The organism is Azorhizobium sp. AG788 (assembly GCF_943371865.1).
Taxonomy (GTDB): domain Bacteria; phylum Pseudomonadota; class Alphaproteobacteria; order Rhizobiales; family Xanthobacteraceae; genus Azorhizobium.
On the sequence record NZ_CALRWL010000076.1, the window covers coordinates 1 to 17435 of the forward strand.

Here is a 17435-nt window from a genome sequence, read left to right on the forward strand (position 1 = left end):
GGGGTCGCGGCCACTGTCATAATCCTTCGAAACGAGGCGTCACGACGTACAAGGGTCTATTCTGCAGCGACCGGGATGCGGCTCAGCCCGCCCGGGGCAGCAACCGCCGGATTTATCGTCACCTTGGCCTTGAAGATTTCCAGCAATTGCGGGCGATGGGCATCGATATTGTCCGGCAGGCAGTGGCTGAGCTGACCGCAACTGCCGCAGGTGCCGTTCTGGCACCTTTTGCCCTCCAGATGCTGGAGGCGCAGCGCGTTCATGGCGTCCGAGGTCCAGATCTCTTTCATGGACTGCTTGCGCACGTCGCCGATCACCAGCTTGCGCTGCCAATCCAGGAAGCAGGACGACACCAGGCCGTCCGCATTCACCGAATAGCCGTAGAAGATGTACGGGCAGGTATCGGTGGGGGTGATTTCCTGGTTGTAGATGCCCTGGGTGATCTTGACGCCGGTGTGGGCCTCGATGTCGAATTCCGGCCAGCAGGGGGCGAAATTCTCGATGAAGATGCGGTCGCAATGATCGCCGAAGGTGTCGTAGAATTCCTGGCGTTGCTCGTGCGTGATCAGCTCGCCGGGGATCTTGACCACGACCTCGCAGTCGCCCTTGTTGTCATAGAGCCATTTCACGTTCTTGACGAAGGCCGGAAAGTCGAAATCAAACCCGGTGAAGCGCTTGTACTGCTCCTTGGTCATGCCATCGACGGAGATGTTGATCTTGTCGAGGCCGGCCGCCAGCACCGGGCCGAGGCGCTCGGGCGTCAGGAAGGTGCCGTTGGTGGTGGTGTCGATATAGTCCACATGGCCGCTGGCCTTGGCATAGGCGATCATGTCGGCGAAGCGCTTGTTCAGGAATGGCTCGCCATCCTTGTACATGCGCAAGACCTTGATCGGCTTGCTGAATTCAGCCAGGTCATCGATGATCTTGGTGAACACCTCATATTTCATGGCGCCCTGGTAACGCCCGGTATCGCGGATCATGTCGCGATGGCCGGTGGGGCAGAAGGTGCATTGGAAATTGCAGGAGCTGGCGGGATCCACGAAGATGATGAACGGAGTCTCGAGCGGAATGACCGTCTCCAGTGCCGTGCGACCTTCCAGGTTAATGCGCGGCTTGATCTCTGCCTTCATGTGACGAGGCCCCACCCTTGATTTTGGAGCGGCGCGAGGTTGCAGACACCCACGACCGCCGCCGGATCGTTCGCCCGCAGGGGTGCGGTGCCGAACTCCAGCAGGTCGCGGCGCCCGAATGCGTCCGCTGTCCTTTCGGCGAGCTGCCGAACCGTGATGGGCGCACCTGAGCAAATGTTGATTGCGCCAAGCTGTCCTGTGGTCGCCACCCGCGCGATCATCGCACCGGCCTGCGCCACATCGAGAAAATCGCGCAGCTGGGTGCCGGCGGAGAGCTGCGCCACGTCGCCGTCGCTTACGCGCTGGCGCACATAGGGCACCAGGCGGCTGGGGTGTTCGCCCTCGCCATAAAGATAAAACAGCCGCGCCCAGGAAAAGCCGGTGGCGGTCTCCTGGAAATAGGCGGCGAGCGTCTGGTAGAGCGCCAGCTTGGCGGTGGCATAGAGGGTGGTGGGGCCAAGCGGGGCGTCCACCGTCAGCCGGTCATTGGGCAGCGCATATTCAAAGCAGGTGCCGATGCCGATCACATGGCCGACCCCGGCGGCGGCCGCCCCGCGGGCCAAAGCGAGGCTGCCGGCGAGGCAGTCGAGATTCTCCGGCGCGGTGAGATAGCGGCCGGGGGTCACATACCAGGCGGCGTGAATCACCACGTCGACGCCGTCACACGCGCTCTGCCACCAGGCGGCGTCGTGGGCGAACAGGTCCGGCGTCTCGATGATACCTACCGCCGGTGCGCTCAGCCGGTCCGAGCCGCCGGTCCGCACCACCGCGCGCACGCCAAAGCCCGCGTCGCGCAGGGCGCGGTGGATCTGGCGGCCGACAAAGCCGGTGGCGCCGGTGAGCAGAACTGTCTTCATGTGCGGAGTGGCGTGCGCAGTCATGGGGGCGTAGCGTCCTGGCAGCCGTGAAAGTCGCGCGACCCTGCGCGCGCGGGATGGTGCGGGGCTTGCGCGCGGGCGCATCAGGTCGCCGGGGACACAAGGTCTACGACAGCAAGGCCGGCCATGGTCCGCCAAAGCCCGCCGCGCGGCGGGTGGGATCGAGTCCCGGCCGGTCGCGCGGACAGGTACGCTCAGGCGAGGAAACAGGCGTATGACAGACCATCAGGCACCGCAGACGCGGTTCCCGGCAGCGGGGCAGGTGGAGGCATGCGCGTGAGTGCCCGCCGCATGAACGGTTCGGCCCGCAAGCTCAAGCTGAAGCTGGTGTCCGACGCGCCGGTGGCGCGCACGTTCGCGGCCTCCCCGGATGCCGCCGCGGCGCTGGAGATGCTGCGGCAGGTCAATGCCCGCGCGCCGGCCGGCCGGCCGGTGCAGCCGGGCGGGCGGCCGCTGGTGCTCTATGGCGCCGGCGATTTGGGGCGCATGGCGAAAGCCCATCTCGATTTGGTGGGCCAGCCCGTCGCCGCGGTGCTGGATGCCAATGCGGCCGCCTATCAGGATGATCCGCGCTGGGCCGGGGGGCCGGTGTTGGCCCCGGACGCGGTGCCGGAGACCATGAAGCGCGGGGCCTTGATGGCCATCGCCATCGTGACGCTGCCGTATGTGCCGCTGCACCAGGAGTTGGTGCGGCAGGGCTGGGCCTCGTGCGCGCCCTTCTATGACGTGGCCGAGAGCTTCACCGCCCAGCATCCGCTGCACAATGGCTGGTTCGCCATACCCATGGATGCGGAACAATTGGCCAGCGCCGGCGGCGTGATGGCGGGGTTCGCGGACGACGCCTCCCGCGGCCATTACCTGCGCTTTGCCGCCTGGCGGCTGGGGCGGCAGGAATGGGACTTCGCCGATGCCCCGGTGGTGGCGGCGGATCGCTTCTTCATTCCCGAGATCACCGCCGCCTTGCGGGCGGATGAGCGCTTTCTCGATGCGGGCGCCTATCATGGCAGCGTCACCGCCCGCCTGCTGGAGCTGACCGAGGGCGCGGTGTCCACCGTCTGGGCCATGGAGCCCGACGCGGCCAGCCGCGCGGTGCTCCAGGCCTATGTGGACGGGCTGGATCTCAATCTGCGCGCCCGGGTGAATGTGCTCGATGCGCTGATCGGCGCGCGCACCGAGCTGGTGCGGTTTCACGACGGCCTCGGCTATGCCTCGCAGATCGCCCCCACGGGGCGGACGCTGCGCGCCTGCGCGCCGCTGGATGCGCTGGGCCTCGACCCCACCTTCATCAAGCTGCATCTGGAAGGCGGGGAACTGGCCGCGCTGAAAGGGGCGCGCGAAACCCTGCGCCGGCGCCGGCCGCTGCTGGCGGCCACCGTCTATCACGATGCCGCCGGGCTGATCGAAACCCCGCAATGGCTGATGGCCAATCTGCCCGATTATGCCTTCCTGATGCGCACCCACAATTGGTGCGGCACCGGGGCGGTCCTCTATGCCATTCCCAAGGAACGGATGCCTTCATGACCGTTTTTGCTGACGACAGCCGCTTCATTATCGATCTTGGCATGAACAACGGCGACGACACCGCCTTCTATCTGGCCAAGGGCTACAATGTGGTGGCGGTGGAGGCGAATCCCAAGCTGGTGGCGGCAGCACGGACCCGCTTCGCCAAGGCCATCGAGGCCCACCGACTGACCATCCTGGAGAACGCCATCTGGGAGACACCCGGGCCGGTGAAGTTCTTCATCAATGACGACAACGACCACTGGAGCAGCGTCGATATCGGCTGGGCCGGGCGCGAACAGAGCAACTGTCGGCCTCTGGAGGTGGAGGCCATCACCCTCAACCAGATCTTCGACCGCTTCGGCACGCCGCTGTTTCTAAAGATCGACGTGGAAGGCGTGGATCAGATGGTGCTGAACCAGCTGGCCGGCCAGATCATCAAGCCGCTTTACGTCAGCGTCGAGGATTGCCGCTTCGGCTTCGATTATATCGAGACCCTGGCGCACTGCGGCTATGACGGCTTCAAGCTGCTGGACCAGTCCACGGTCCCCACCTTGCGCGATGACCTGCTGGGCCATTGCTTTCCGAAGGGCTCCTCCGGCCCGTTCGGCAAGGATGTGCCGGGGCATTGGCTTGATAAGGATGAGATCATCAAGCTCTATGCCACCACCGTGCGCGACCGCACCGGGCGCCGGCTCGCGCCGCGCACCCAGTGGTGGGATATTCATGCCGCCAAGCTTTGAACCGCGCCGCCGCTCTTGATTGCATATGCGCTGCCGATGCGGGTCCGGAAGTGGATCCCACGCAGCCTCGGACCCTGGGGGAGCCTATGACGACGCCTGAACAGACCTTCTCCGACTACGTCGCCAGCAATGTTGCTGGCATCGGTGCCGATCGCGATTTCATCGGTCTGTCGAACATCTGGGTGCGCGAGTGCATCCGACATAATTACGCGCAGAACTTCACCTGGCTCGGCCGGCCCATCATCCAGGTGCCGCAAGACACCTACGCCATTCAGGAACTGGTGTGGGCGGTGAAGCCGGACCTGATCATCGAGACCGGCATCGCCCATGGCGGCTCGCTGGTGATGAGCGCCTCCATGCTGGCGATGATCGACTATTGCGAGGCCATGGCCGCAGGCGTGGTGCTGGATCCCCGTGCCAGCAAGCGTCGGGTGATCGGCGTCGACATCGACATCCGCGCCCACAATCGCGCCGGCATCGAGGCCCATCCCCTGGCGCAGAAGATCCAGATGTACCAGGGCTCGTCCGTGGATCCCGCCATCGTGGACGCGGTTCGCGCGCAGGCGGCGCAGGCGGAACGGGTGATGGTGTTCCTGGATTCCAACCACACCCATGCCCACGTGCTCGCGGAGCTGGAAGCCTATGCGCCCATGGCCAGCAAAGGCTCCTATGTGGTGGTGTGGGACACCGGGGTCGAAGATCTGCCGGAAGGCATGTGCAATGATCGCCCCTGGGGCAAGGGCGACAATCCCAAGACCGCAGTATGGGCCTATCTGAAATCCCTTGGCGCGGCACCGCATGTGGGCATCAATGGCGCGCCGCTCCAGTTCGAGATCGACCTGACCATCGAGCACAAGATTGCCATCACCGCCGCGCCGGACGGCTTCCTGAAGCGGGTCTGATCGAGCGGGGCGCGTCTGGCGCGCCCCGCTCCTTCCGGCGCCAGGATCAGAGGAAGATGCCGCCGGACACTTCCAGCCGCTGGCCGTTGATCCAGCGATCATCCTCGGACAGCAAAGCCGCGATCATCGGGCCGATGTCGTCGGGCACGCCGGCCCGGCCCAGCGCGGTGGCTTCGGCGACGCTGCGGTTGTAATCGGCATTGTCGCGCACCGCGCCGCCGCCGAAATCGGTCTCGATGGCACCGGGGGCCACCGTGTTCACCGCAATGCCCCGCGGCCCCAGCTCCTTGGCCAGATAGCGGGTGAGCACCTCCACGCCGCCCTTCATCAGCGCATAAGCGGCGAAGCCGGGGAAGCAGAAGCGGGTGAGGCCGCTGGAGAGATTGACGATGCGCCCGCCGTCGGCGATCAGCGGCAGCAGCGCCTGGGTGAGGAAGAACACCCCCTTGAGATGCACATTCATCAAGGAATCGAACTGCGCCTCGGTGGTCTGCGCGAACGGGGCCGTATCGCCCATCCCGGCATTGTTGACCAGATGCTCGAAGCTCTCGCGGCCCCAGGTGGTCTTGAGCGCGGCGCGGACCTGATCGGCAAAGCCGGCGAAGCTGGACACATCGCCCGCATCCAGCTGCAGCGCCACCGCCGTGCGGCCGAGGGCGTTAATTTCGGCCACCACCGCATCGGCGGCGTCGCGGCGGGACTGGTAGGTGAGAATGACGTCGCCGCCCTTGCGGGCCAGGCTCAAGGCGGCGCTGCGGCCGAGGCCGCGGCTGCCGCCGGTGATGAGGCTGATCTTGGCGGTGGCGGGAGCAGTGGTGGCGGTGGAAGTGGTGTGGGGCATGGTGGGCATCCCTTGAAAAACGATGCCCTGGTGTAGCGCCGTCCCAACCCGCGCACTTGCCGGCACCGCCGAAAAACTTGCCTGATCCTCCAAAGCCCTTCGGTGCGGCGCCGGCCGGGGCTATGATCGCGCCGCGAGGGGATGCCCATGACCGCCGCTGATCGGACTGCCGCCGAAATCACCGCCCCCCACGCCAGCGCGGATCTGGCGCGGGCGATCCAGAGCTATGCCCAGGCCCATGCCCAGGCCGGCGGGCTGGTGCAGACGCCCCTGCCGGGGGTGACGTTCATGTGTGTCCACGCACCCTCCGGCCTGATGCACGCGCTCTATAAGCCGACGCTCTGCCTGATGCTCAGCGGCGCCAAGCAACTTGCCTTCGGGCGCGAGGTGCAGGTATTCTCCGCCGGCCAGTCGGTGATCGTGCGCGCCGATGTGCCCATCGTCGCCCAGGTGGTCAGCGCCAGCCGTGCCGCACCTTATGTGGCCTTTGCGCTGGATCTCGACATGGGCACGGTGCGCGAGGTGGCGAGCCAGATGCCGGCCCCGGTCGCCGACGGATCAGAGCCGCAGGGCATGCTGCTGGGCCAGAACAGCGATGCGGCGCTGGTAGACTGCGCGCAGCGGGTGATGCGGCTGCTGAATCATCCCGAGGCCATCCCTGTGCTGTTTCCCGGTATCGTGCGGGAGCTGTATTATTGGCTGCTGGCGGGGCGCCATGGTGCCGCGCTGCGGCAGGTGGCGGCGGCGGACGGTGCCGCGGCCCGCATCGCCCGCGCCGTGGCGCTGCTGCGGGCGCAGTTCGCCCGTACCTTGCCGGTGGAGCACCTGGCGGCGGTGGCGGGCATGAGCCCGTCGTCCTTCCACCAGCATTTCAAAGCGCTGACCTCGCTGTCGCCGCGCCAGTTCCAGAAGCAGCTGCGGCTGCTGGAAGCCCGCCGGCTGATGTTCAATGCGGGCGCCAGCGCCAGCGGGGCGGCGTTCGCGGTGGGCTATGAGAGCGTGCCGCAATTCACCCGCGAATACGCCCGCCTGTTCGGCGCCCCGCCCCGGCGGGACAAGGTGGAGCATCAGGCCGCGGCGTGAGATCCGGTCCCGAGATCAGCCTCACACAGTGATCGGCTCCGGCGCTTTCCCGGCGCAGCGCAGGTCGTGCATGCGCTGGTAGGCGGCTTCGATGCCGGCGGTGTAGGCGGCGGCGTCGAACAAGGGGGCGGTGGTGCGGGCGGCTTCGAGCCTGTCCTTCAGCGCCGCCAGCCGGGCAGGGTCCTGCGCCAAAGCCAGCGCCAGCGCCTCATAGTCCGCCAGCGAGGCGGTCGCCAGCTCCGGCAGACCCACGGCGGTCAGCAGGCTGGCGGCCACGCGCGAGGGGAAGGTCTCGCCCGGGCAGGTGATCACCGGCACCCCGGCCCAGAGCGCATCGCTGGCGGTGGTGTGGGCATTGTAGGGCAAGGTGTCGAGGAACAGGTCCGCATGGCGGTGGCGGGCCAGATGCTCCGCCAGCGGCAGCTTGGGGGCGAAGATGATGCGGGCGGGATCGATGCCGTAGCCGCCGGCCTCATAGTGCAGATTGTCCCGCGCGGTCTCATTGGCCTCGAACAGCCACAGCACCGCATCCGGCACCGCCTCCAGCAGCCGCATCCAGATTTCGAACAGCGCCGGGGTGATCTTGTAGGTGTTGTTGAAGCAGCAGAACACGAAGCCCGCGTCGGGCAGGCCGCAGTCCGCGCGGCTGGGCACGTCGGGGGCGATGGCGCGGCGGCCGTCATTGGGCTGGTAGGCGCCGGGCAACTGGACGATGCGCTCGTCATAGAACGGCTGGGCATCCAGCGGCGTCACCACCTGGTCGCCGATGATATAGTCGATGAAGGGCGCGCCCATGGTGCCGGGATAGCCGAGGTAATTCACCTGCACCGGCGCCGGCCGCAGGGCCATGATTTCCGAGCGGCAGCCCTGGGTATAGCCCTTCAAATCCACCAAGATGTCGATCTCGTCGGCGCGGATGCGGCGGGCCGCCTCGGGATTGGTGAGATCGCCCACCTCCACGAAGTGATCGAACGCGGCCACCACGCGGGCGCGCATGGGGGTGCCGTCGTCGGGGCCGTAGGAATAAGCGAAGGTCTCGAACCGGGTGCGGTCGTGGCGCTCGAACAGTTCCACCGCCAGGAAGGCGGTGGCGTGATGATAGAGATCGCTGGAGAGATAGCCGATGCGGATGCGCCGGCCCGGCACTGCCGGCGGGGCCGGGGGCAGGATGTCCTTGGGCTCCACCCGCACCCCCTTGGCCCAGACGCGGGCGGCGCGCAGATGCTCGGTGGCCGGCACATGGGCGCACAGGCGCATGAACGGGCCGAGGCGCGCGCCGGAGGTCTCCAGCGCCTGGGTGAGCGCCAGTTCCTCCGCATCCAGGTCGCGCCAGTCGCACACCTGCCGGCGCTGGTTGGAGAGGCCGTAGCGGGCGATGACATTGTCCGGCTCGATGGCCAAGGCCTGGCGGAAGAACTGGAGCGAGTCCGCGAACCGGCGCCCCTCGCCATAGATGGCGCCGAGATTGATGAAGGCTTCCGCATGGCGCGGATCGGCGGCGAGGGCGCGCTGGAAGGCGGTGATCGCCTCGGGCATGCGCCGCAATTCCATCAGCGCGAAGCCGAGGTTGGAATGGAAGGCCGCTTCGCCGGGCTTCAGATTGCAGGCCACCGAGATCAGCGCCAGGGCTTCGCTGTCGCGCCCGGCCGCATGGGCCTCGACGCCATAGGCGCACAGATCCTCGGCGCTCAGGGCGCGGCGGGCCACGGCCTCGGTCCAGGCGGCGACGGCGGCGTCGGTGTCGCCGGACGCATAGAGCGCACGCCCCAGCGCCATGGCGGCCTCGCCATTGGCCGGCTGGGCGGCCACCGAGCGGCGCAATTGCGCGATGGCTTCCGCGCCGGTGCCGAGCCGGCCGAGGCCCAGCAGCGCGGCGGAATGCCCCGGCGCCAGCGACAAGGCGCGGCGGAAGGCGGCGGCGGCGTCGCTCGCCTCGCCGCAGGCGACCAGCAGGATGCCGTGATTGGCATGGATGTCCGCATCGCGCGGGCGCAGCGCCGCGGCGCGGGCCAGGGATGCCCTGGCTTCCTCCAGGCGGCCGGCCTGTTGCAGGCACAGGCCGAGCAGATGGTGGACGGCGCCGTTGCGGGCATCGATGGCGAGCGTGGTGCGATAGGCCCGCTCCGCGCCGGCCAGATCCCCGGCCCGATGCAGTTCCAGGCCGCGGCTGGCAAGATCGGCACTGGGGCGCGGCACGCCGCCGGGCGCAGCCGAAGGCCTGGCGGTTTCCGCCCGGTGCCGCTTGCCCATGATCGCTCCTCCCGCCCGCATTCGCTCCGGCGCCGCCCGCGCCAAAGGGCGGACACACCCGTTGCGGCGACCGTGCCGGGCATGACTTGTGCGAGGCTTGCCCGGGGGTGGCGCGCGCGGGGCGCGCACCGGTTTGAAGGCGGCGGTTTCCGTGGGAGGCGCAAGCGCCCGGATCGTCTTCCGGGCCTCTGGACGATCCCATCGGCAGGAACGCGGCGGGTCCCGTGCGTCGTCAGGCCGGCCGCCACCGCGTTTTTACCCCGGCGCCCGCGGGGGAGGCCGAGACCCGAGCCTGGATCAGCGCGTCCCGCGCTTGACCGGCACCAGCGTCACGTTGATCGGGTTGGGAACGTGGTCCAGATCCGCGCCGTTGGCCGCGTCCATGCTGGCCCCGATCAGGCCGCCGGCCACGATGTTGCCAGCCATGGCGCTCCGGCCTTCGTCCGAGGAGCGGGTCTTCACCTCGATGGTCTGGGGTTCAAAGCCGGCCTTGGAAATGGTCACCGAGAATTCGTCCTTGCGGGCGGCGGTGATGGCACACGGGCTGACGCACTGGGTGCCGAGCGAGGTGGAGACCAGGGCGCCAACCGGTTCTGTCACCACCGCAATGGTGGAGGTGGTGCCACGGGTGGCGCTGGCGCACCCGGCGAGAAGAAATCCGGCGGCAACCGCGCCCATCCAACCCAATGCCCTCACGCTTTTCTTCCTCCATTGACCGGCAGTCTTTTGACTCACGGGGCGGGAGAGCGTCAACGGGCGCGGTCGCGCGCGCTCATGCCGCCGGCGCGGCCGGCGCCACGGCGGCGGTGGTCATGCCGTTGCGGTCGAAGGCGGCGCGTACGGTGCCGTCTGCCTTGGCCTGCTCCAGGAATTGGCTGACTACCGCCAGCGCCGCCCCGTGGCCCAGCGGCACCGCCACCGCGGTGCCGGCGGCGTGGAAATGGCCGTCGAGAATGCGTGCCTCCGGCAGATCCGGCAGCAGGCTCAGCAGGGATTCCCGGCCCAGCGCCACCGCATCCGCGGCGCCGGAGCGGAACAAAGCCAGGGCGTCCTCCAGGCCGCCGACCCCGTGGGGCGTGGTGCGGGCGAGGGTGCGATGGGCGGAGCGCAAGGTGGCGGTGCCCTCCACGCCCACCACCCGCACGGCGGGATCGTCCACATCGGCGAGGGTGCGGATGGGGGAGGCGTCCCGCACCAGATAGGTGCTCTCGCCGAGGAAATAGGCCGGGCCGAAATCCGCCTGGGTGCGGCGCTGGGCATCCACCGGGGCGAAGGCCACGTCCCAAGCCCCAGAGCTGGCGGCCTCCATGATGGCGCCGGAGCTTTCGTGCTCCACCAGGGTCAGCGGCAGGCCGGTGCGTCCGGCCAGCGCATGGGCCAGATCCACGGTGACCCCGCGCGGGGCGCCTGCGGCATCGCGGGCGCACCACACCGCCGAAATGGCCGCGCCCACGGCGATCGCCACCCGGAGCGTGCCGGTGGGAGCCAGTTGCTGGCGGGCGGCGTCGGAGAGGGGGAGGGAGGCGGTCATTGCCGTCATCTTGGGGCTCAGGCGGTCAGCAGGCGGATGGGCGCGCCGGCCCGCCAGGCGGCGATGGCGTCGACGGTGTCGGGATAGAATTGGGCATAGGTGGTGTCGGTGACGTAGCCGAGGTGCGGGGTCAGCACCACGTCGTCGCGATGGCGCAGGGGATGGTCGGCGGGCAGGGGCTCGGTGTCGAACACGTCAAGGCCGGCGCGCAGGCCGCCCTGGTCGAGGCGGGCCAGCAGGGCGGCCGCGTCCACCAGCGGGCCGCGCGAGGTGTTGATCAGGATCGAGCCGGGCTGCATCAGCGCCAGTTCCGCCGCGCCGACCACGCCGCGGGTGGCCTCCCCCAGCACCAGATGCAGGCTCACCACATGGGCGCGGGCGAACAGTTCGGCCTTTTCCACCAAGGCGGCACCGCCGGCGGCGGCGCGCTCGGGGGTGAGGTTGGGGCTCCAGGCGATCACCTCCATCTCGAAGGCGCGGGCGATGGCGGCCATGCGCGATCCCAGCTTGCCGAGGCCCAGCAGGCCGAGGGTACGGCCCGCCAGGACGGTGCCCAGGGTGGTCTGCCAGCCGCCGGCGCGCATGGCGGCATGCTCCTGCGGGATATGGCGGGCGCAGGCGAGCATCAGGCCCCACGCCAGTTCCGGCGTGCTGGCGAAGGAATCGCCGCCGCGGGTATGGCAGATGGGGATGCCGCGGGCGGCGGCGGCGGCAAAGTCGATGGAGCGGGTGCGGGCGCCGGTGACCACCATGAGCTTCAGCTTGGGCAGCCGCGCCAGCAGTTCCGCCGGCACCGGCATGCGCTCGCGCATCAGGCACAGCACGTCGAACGGGGCGAGCGCTTCCGCCTGGGCGTCGAGGGTGGCCAGGTTGTGGGTGAATACCGTGACCTCGACGTCCGCGCCGAGCGCGGCCCAATTGCCCTGGGTCAAAGCGACATTCTGGTAATCGTCCAATATGGCGATGCGCAGGGTGGTCATGGGATGGCCCGGATGCTGGCAGGAAGGGAGCACAGGTCTCTGCCGGGCGGGGGGCAAGGTCAAGATCCGTAACGGCAGGAGCCGGGTGGTTTGCGGGTGGTGGTGAAGCCTTAGCATCGGAAAAGCCGATGCCCACGATCCCCCTTTCCGATTGGCAGGGGCACGCGCCGCACCGCACAGTGCCGCCGACCCCATCCCATCCGCAGGAGCGCCCGTGGCCACCATCTTCTTCATCAACGGCCCCAACGCCAATCTCTACGGGCTCGACCCCTCCGGCACCTATGGCCGCGAGAGCTTTCCGCAATTGCAGGCGCGGTGCGAGGCCCATGCGGCGACCCTCGGGGTCACGCTGGATTTCCGCCAGTCGAACCATGAGGGGGTGATGGTGGACTGGATCCAGGAGGCGCGGGAGAAAGCCGACGCCATCGTCATCAATGCCGCGGGGCTGACTTATACCTCCATCGCCATTCTCGACGCCTTGCTGGCGTTCGAGGGGCCGATCATCGAAACGCATATGAGCAATATCTATAAGCGCGAACCGTTCCGTCACCACTCCTACGTGTCCAAGGCGGCCAGTGGGATCGTGGCGGGACTGGGCGCGCTGGGCTATGAATTGGCAATCAGCGCCGCCGCGTCTTTGGCGGCGGACCGGGTGAAGGGATAAGGCGTTGAGCGAGGCACTGGTTTTCTACAGCAAGGCCGATAGCGCGGACGAGTGGATTTCGGCGCTGCGTCCGCACCTTCCGGACCTTGAGATGCGCGTGGCCCCCGATGTGGGCGATCCGCTGGACGTGCATTATGCCGTGGTGTGGAAGCCGCCGCAGGGCTTCTTCGTGCCGTTCACCAATCTCAAGCTGGTGGTCAATCTCGGCGCCGGCGTGGATGCGCTGGTCTCGCGCACCGATCTGCCGGACCTGCCGGTGACCCGCCTGTCCGATCCGCACATGTCGCGGATGATGGCCTCGTTCGTGCTCATGAGCGTGCTGCGCCATGCCCGCGACATCCCCGCCTTTGAGAAGGCGCAGCGGGAGAAGCGCTGGAACTATGTGCATCCGCGCATGGCCGGCGACATCAAGGTCGGCGTGCTGGGCCTGGGCGAACTGGGGTCGGCGGCGGTGCTGGAACTGTCGCTGCAGGGCTTCGACGTGCGCGGCTGGTCGCGCACCCAGAAGCGCCTGCCGGGCATCGATTGCCGCGCCGGCATGGACGCGCTGCCGCAATTCCTCAGCGAGTGCGAAATCCTGGTGGTGATGCTGCCGCTCACCCGCGACACCCATCACCTCATCAATGCCGAGCGCCTGGCGCTGCTGCCCCAGGGCGCCAAGTTCATCAATGTGGCCCGCGGCCCCATCGTCGACGAGCCGGCGCTGATTGCAGCGCTCCAGTCCGGTCACATTTCGGAAGCGACCCTGGACGTGTTCGAGCACGAGCCTCTGCCCCAGGACAGCCCGCTGTGGGGCATGGAGAATGTGCTCATCACCCCGCATCTGGCCTCGGTGGCGATCCCGCGCACCGCGGCCGCGCAGGTGGCGCAGAACATCCATCGGGTGCGCTCAGGCGAGCCGGTGCTGAACCGGGTCGATCCCGGCCGGGGCTATTGAGCCCGGCGCGAACAGCCCGCCCTCCGCGAACGCCTCGCTGAGGAAGGACGCGAACACCTCCACCGCCGGCCGCAGCGCCTGGCGGCGGAGGGAGAGCCGCATCACCCGCGTGGGCGGCAGCGCCCCGGTGAGCGGGATCACCGCCACCTGCGAGCCGTCATAGGCCATGGTGGTGCGCGGCGCCGCATTGTGGATGGTGTAGCCGCGCTTCTGCCCCACCAGCCCGCGGATCAGCTCATAGGAGCGCGAGCGGAAGGCGATGCGCGGCTCGATCCCGCACGCGGCGAACAGTGAGAAGAAATAGTCGCGCGAGTGCGGCAGATCGTAGAGCAGGAACGGCTCGTCGGCCACCTCCGCCAAAGAGGCGGACGCCCGCTGGGCGAGGGGATGGTCGGCGCTGACCACCAGCAGCGGCGGCAGATCGGCCAATCGCTCGCCCACCACCTCCTCCGGCACCGCATAGCCGTACGACACCGCCAGCTCGATCCGCCCGTTCAGCACCCCTTCGATGATCTCCTGCTGGTCGCCTTCCTCCAGCCGCACGGTGATGCCCGGCTGCGCCTGCGCGAACGCCGCCAGCAGGCCGGGCATGAAGCGCGGCGCCAAGGTGAGGAAGCAGCCGAGCGCGATCTCGCCCTGCACGCTTTCCCCCAGCGCCTTGGCGCTCTGGGCGAAGTCGCGGGCATGGGCCAGCAGATGGCGGGCCTCGTTCACATAGCGCTGGCCGGCCACCGTCAGGGTCATGCCGCGGGCATGGTGGCGCACGAACAGATGGGTGCCGATTTCCGCCTCGCTGGCGGCGATGGCGGCGGACACCGAGGGCTGGGAGACATTGAGCCGGCGGGCGGCCTCGGTGACATTGCCGCATTCGGCGGTGGCCACCACGTAGCGCAGGGCGCGCAGCGACAGGTTCACCGGACGGCTCCCTGGATGGGGGAGGGCGCGCGGTCTGCCTCTTCCCCAGCCCTCACCCGCAAGCGTGGGGGCATGGCATGGGAAACAGCCCGACGGAGCCAGCGGCAATCTTGGAAGGTCGTCATGCCCGGGCTTGTCCCGGGCATCCACGCCGGGTCGGCGGCGCAAGCTTTGAAACGGAAGAACAAGCCGCGCCGCGTGGATGGCCGGGACAAGCCCGGCCATGACGAGCCGAAGCGCGGCGAACCAAAGCGCGGCGTGGAGCCGGATCGCGGATGGCAAACGGCCAATTCTTCATTCAATCCAATGCGCCTGAGACCCGCTTTGATCTGCATCAAGAAATCCGATCCTATCCCCCGGTTTTAAGTATTTTACTGATTTATCGCGCTGCCACAAGATTGAGCATGACCAGTTTTGGAGCAGGCGCGACATGATCAGGACCGGGGCCGCCTATAAGGACGGACTGCGCGACGGGCGCGAAATCTGGATGGATGGCGAGCGCGTCACCGACGTCACCACCCACGCTGCCTTCAAGCCCATCGTGGACATCAAGGCGCGCATGTACGACCTGCACCACGAGGAAGCGACCAAGGCGCCGCTGACCTATGTGGAGGACAACGCGGTCCATTCCGTGTTTCACCGCCCGCCCACCACCCAGCAGGACTGGCACGACAAGTGGAAGGGCGTGGACATCCTGCTGAAGGATGTGGGCGGCGTCGTCACCCGCGTCGGCGACGAGACCATCGGCGAGATGTGGTCGCTCCAGGACGGCCGCGACATCCTGGCGGAGATCGATCCGCGCTTCGCCGCCAATATCGACAACCACATCAAACGGGTGGTGGAGGAAGACCCCTTCCACGTCTCCGCCAATACCGATCCCAAAGGTGACCGCTCGCGGCATATTTCCGAGCGCGACCCGGACATGATGGTGCATGTCACCAAAGAGACCGACGCCGGCCTCATCATCCGCGGCGCCAAATACGAGACCGCCGCCGCTTACGCCGACCAGGCCTATCTCAAGCCCACGGTCGGCGCCTGGACCGACGAGAAGGAAAGCGACTACGCGCTGGGCTGCATCGTCAAGATGGGCGCGCCGGGCGTGAAGCACATCTGCCGCGCGGGCTTCGCCGGCAAGACCGACCCGCGCGATTATCCCCTCGCCAATCGCTATGACGAGGTGGATACGCTGGTGGTGTTCGACGACGTGCTGATCCCCTGGGAAGACGTGTTCTTCTATCGCCACACCAAGGCGGCGCAGTTCGTGCGCAGCACGCTGCACCGCTACTCGGCTTTCCCTTATGTGCTGCGGCTGCTCTACAACGCCGACATGATGATCGGCGCGGCGCTGTGGAACGCCAAGCAGACCGGCCTCGACCGGCTGCAGTCGGTGCAGGAGAAACTGGCGGATCTGGCCTGCTATCGCGAGGGCATCAATGCCCATCTGGTGGCGTCCATCGCGCTGGCGGAGAAGAGCCCGGCCGGGCTGCTGATGCCCAACCAGTCGCTGCTCTATGCCGGCCGCGTGCTGGCCTGCTCGCAGCTGCCCACCATGATGCACGCCACCCGCGAACTGATCGGCGGCCAGATCTGCGTCACCCCCAGCGCGGCGGCTTTCGCCAGCGAGGGTTCCGGCGACTGGCTGAAGAAGTTCTACACCCTGAACGACAATTGGCAGTCCGAGGACCGGCGCAAGCTGCTGGCGTTCGCCCGCGATCTGGTCTCTTCCGATTATGCCGGCCATCGGCTGGCGTTCGCCCAGTTCGCCCAGGCGCCGCACTTCAACCATCTGGCAGCGGTGTACAAGAACTTCGATTTCGAAGGCCCGCTGGACTTCGTGCGCAAGACCGCCGGCCTGTCCGACACCGTGAAGGGCTCGCTGAAATGAGCGGCCTCGACCCGGCCCTGTTCAAGGAGGCCATGCGCAACATGGCCTCCAGCGTGGCGGTCATCGCCACCGACGGGCCGGCGGGCCGGGCGGGCTTGACCGTCTCGTCCTTGTCCTCGCTCTCCATGGAGCCGCCCTCGGTGGTGCTGTGCGTGCATGGCAATTCCACCGCGCTGCCTTTGCTGCTGGCCAATGGCGTGTTCACCGCCAATGTGCTGGCCCATCACCAGTCCGGCGTCTCCGATGCCTTCGCCGGGCAGGTGCCGGCGTTCAAGGCCGACAAGTTCGGCTGTGCCGATTGGGACGTGCTGGAGACCGGCGCCCCGGCGTTGCGCGGGGCGCTCATCACCTTCGACTGCAAGCTGGCGGCGACCTTCGCCTTCGGCACCCACCACATCGTAGCCGGGGAGGTGCTGGCGCTGTCGCTGGCGCCCGCCGGCCCCGAGCCGCTGATCTATGCCAACCGCGCCTACCGGCGCCTCCAGGTGGCCTGAGGAGAGACCGTGCCGACCCACACCCGCATTCGCCCGTTCAACACCAAGCAGGCCTATCCCGAGCAGAGCCTCGACAATGACGTGTGCATGGCGGTGCGCGCCGGCAACACCGTCTATCTGCGCGGCCAGACCGCCATGGCGCTGGACGGCTCCATCGTCGGCATCGGCGATGCCGCTGCCCAGGCGGAAAACGCCATGAGCTGCGCCAAGGTGCTGCTGGAGGAGGCCGGCGCCCGGCTCGAGGACGTGGTCAAGATCGTCATCTACATCACCGACCGCGCCTATCGCGAGCCGGTGTACCGGGTGGTGGGCGCGTGGCTGAAGGGGGTGTTCCCGGTCTCCACCGGCATCATCGTCCAGGGCCTGGCCAAGCCGGAATATCTGATGGAGATCGACATCATCGCCGAGATCCCGGCCGAGCGGGCGTGAGGTTTGAGATTTGAGGGCGGGGGGCGTCCTCTCCCGCGTGCGGAAAAGGTCCGTGCTAGGAGCGCCGGTGCCGGCTCGGGAGCTGGCACCTCCCCCCTTGCGGGGGAGGGCAGGGAGGGGGGTGAACCGCTCTCCATTCTGGCCCGGTTCGAGTGGGGCGGAGGGCAGGGCCTTGCGAAGAGGCGCGCTGGGCAGGGCGGTCGCCAAGCGGAGGCCGTTTCACCCCCCTCCCCACCCCTCCCCCGCCCGGGGGGCGGGGGTGCGGGGGGCGGG

The 17435-nt window shown here is 68.1% G+C and carries 18 protein-coding genes; 10 read left to right on the top strand and 8 right to left on the bottom strand.

The annotated features are described in order from the left end of the window. Positions 1-56: 56 nt before the first annotated feature. Together AAG816_RS26120 and AAG816_RS26125 are read right to left on the bottom strand one after the other, a co-directional pair. Complete coding sequence (locus AAG816_RS26120) at positions 57-1130, bottom strand: radical SAM protein (protein WP_341992643.1); 1074 nt, start codon at positions 1128-1130, stop codon at positions 57-59. Further along, positions 1127-2011 carry an NAD-dependent epimerase/dehydratase family protein gene (locus AAG816_RS26125; protein WP_341992644.1) on the bottom strand — a complete coding sequence of 295 codons (885 nt, stop codon included), beginning with the start codon at positions 2009-2011 and terminating at the stop codon, positions 1127-1129. Before AAG816_RS26125 ends, AAG816_RS26120 begins: the two co-directional genes overlap by 4 nt. 273 nt (positions 2012-2284) lie before the next feature. Here AAG816_RS26125 and AAG816_RS26130 point away from each other — a divergent pair, with 273 nt between their 5' ends. The 3 genes from AAG816_RS26130 (at position 2285) to AAG816_RS26140 (ending at position 5153) form a co-directional block, all read left to right on the top strand. Further along, the gene (locus tag AAG816_RS26130) at positions 2285-3529 is read left to right on the top strand and encodes a hypothetical protein (RefSeq protein WP_341992645.1); all 1245 of its coding nucleotides are present in this window, start codon (positions 2285-2287) and stop codon (positions 3527-3529) included. Continuing rightward, a complete protein-coding gene (locus AAG816_RS26135) occupies positions 3526-4251 on the top strand; it encodes an FkbM family methyltransferase (protein ID WP_341992646.1) in 726 nt (241 codons plus the stop codon). The genes AAG816_RS26130 and AAG816_RS26135 overlap by 4 nt, the downstream gene beginning before the upstream one ends. 86 nt (positions 4252-4337) lie before the next feature. Further along, entirely contained in the window at positions 4338-5153 is an 816-nt protein-coding gene (locus AAG816_RS26140; protein ID WP_341992647.1) for a cephalosporin hydroxylase family protein, read from the top strand. Positions 5154-5199: 46 nt separating this feature from the next. On the opposite strand, the gene AAG816_RS26145 is transcribed toward AAG816_RS26140, so the two are convergent. After that, positions 5200-5994 carry an SDR family oxidoreductase gene (locus AAG816_RS26145; protein WP_341992648.1) on the bottom strand — a complete coding sequence of 265 codons (795 nt, stop codon included), beginning with the start codon at positions 5992-5994 and terminating at the stop codon, positions 5200-5202. Between the two features lie 147 nt (positions 5995-6141). On the opposite strand from AAG816_RS26145, the gene AAG816_RS26150 reads away from it, so the two are divergent. Continuing rightward, positions 6142-7077: an AraC family transcriptional regulator gene (locus tag AAG816_RS26150; RefSeq protein WP_341992649.1), complete on the top strand. Its 936-nt coding sequence runs from the start codon at positions 6142-6144 to the stop codon at positions 7075-7077. A gap of 21 nt (positions 7078-7098) precedes the next feature. Here AAG816_RS26150 and AAG816_RS26155 read toward each other — a convergent pair whose 3' ends face one another. The 4 genes from AAG816_RS26155 to AAG816_RS26170 form a co-directional block, all read right to left on the bottom strand. Then, the gene (locus AAG816_RS26155) at positions 7099-9327 is read right to left on the bottom strand and encodes a tetratricopeptide repeat protein (protein WP_341992650.1); all 2229 of its coding nucleotides are present in this window, start codon (positions 9325-9327) and stop codon (positions 7099-7101) included. Between the two features lie 297 nt (positions 9328-9624). After that, positions 9625-10023 (bottom strand): translation initiation factor 2, encoded by a 399-nt coding sequence (locus AAG816_RS26160; RefSeq protein ID WP_341992651.1) that lies wholly within the window; start codon positions 10021-10023, stop codon positions 9625-9627. A gap of 76 nt (positions 10024-10099) precedes the next feature. Next, complete coding sequence (locus AAG816_RS26165) at positions 10100-10858, bottom strand: transporter substrate-binding domain-containing protein (RefSeq protein WP_341992652.1); 759 nt, start codon at positions 10856-10858, stop codon at positions 10100-10102. 17 nt (positions 10859-10875) lie between these two features. Next, on the bottom strand, positions 10876-11838 hold the full coding sequence (locus AAG816_RS26170) for a D-2-hydroxyacid dehydrogenase family protein (protein ID WP_341992653.1): 963 nt from the start codon (positions 11836-11838) through the stop codon (positions 10876-10878). 214 nt (positions 11839-12052) lie between these two features. Between AAG816_RS26170 and AAG816_RS26175 the strand changes: the two genes are divergently transcribed. Next, positions 12053-12502 (top strand): type II 3-dehydroquinate dehydratase, encoded by a 450-nt coding sequence (locus AAG816_RS26175; RefSeq protein WP_341992654.1) that lies wholly within the window; start codon positions 12053-12055, stop codon positions 12500-12502. 4 nt (positions 12503-12506) lie between these two features. Beyond that, positions 12507-13439 (top strand): glyoxylate/hydroxypyruvate reductase A, encoded by a 933-nt coding sequence (locus AAG816_RS26180; RefSeq protein ID WP_341992655.1) that lies wholly within the window; start codon positions 12507-12509, stop codon positions 13437-13439. On the opposite strand, the gene AAG816_RS26185 is transcribed toward AAG816_RS26180, so the two are convergent. Further along, a complete protein-coding gene (locus tag AAG816_RS26185; RefSeq protein ID WP_341992656.1) occupies positions 13392-14354 on the bottom strand; it encodes a LysR substrate-binding domain-containing protein in 963 nt (320 codons plus the stop codon). The genes AAG816_RS26180 and AAG816_RS26185 overlap by 48 nt on opposite strands. Before the next feature lie 123 nt (positions 14355-14477). Here AAG816_RS26185 and AAG816_RS26190 point away from each other — a divergent pair, with 123 nt between their 5' ends. The 4 genes from AAG816_RS26190 to AAG816_RS26205 all read left to right on the top strand — a co-directional run bounded on the left by AAG816_RS26190 (position 14478) and on the right by AAG816_RS26205 (position 17162). Beyond that, entirely contained in the window at positions 14478-14720 is a 243-nt protein-coding gene (locus AAG816_RS26190) for a hypothetical protein (protein ID WP_341992657.1), read from the top strand. 64 nt (positions 14721-14784) lie between these two features. Further along, the gene (locus AAG816_RS26195; RefSeq protein ID WP_341992658.1) at positions 14785-16239 is read left to right on the top strand and encodes a 4-hydroxyphenylacetate 3-hydroxylase family protein; all 1455 of its coding nucleotides are present in this window, start codon (positions 14785-14787) and stop codon (positions 16237-16239) included. After that, the gene (locus tag AAG816_RS26200) at positions 16236-16733 is read left to right on the top strand and encodes a flavin reductase family protein (protein WP_341992659.1); all 498 of its coding nucleotides are present in this window, start codon (positions 16236-16238) and stop codon (positions 16731-16733) included. Before AAG816_RS26195 ends, AAG816_RS26200 begins: the two co-directional genes overlap by 4 nt. Positions 16734-16742: 9 nt before the next feature. Continuing rightward, the gene (locus tag AAG816_RS26205; RefSeq protein ID WP_341992660.1) at positions 16743-17162 is read left to right on the top strand and encodes a RidA family protein; all 420 of its coding nucleotides are present in this window, start codon (positions 16743-16745) and stop codon (positions 17160-17162) included. The last annotated feature ends 273 nt before the right edge of the window (positions 17163-17435 follow it).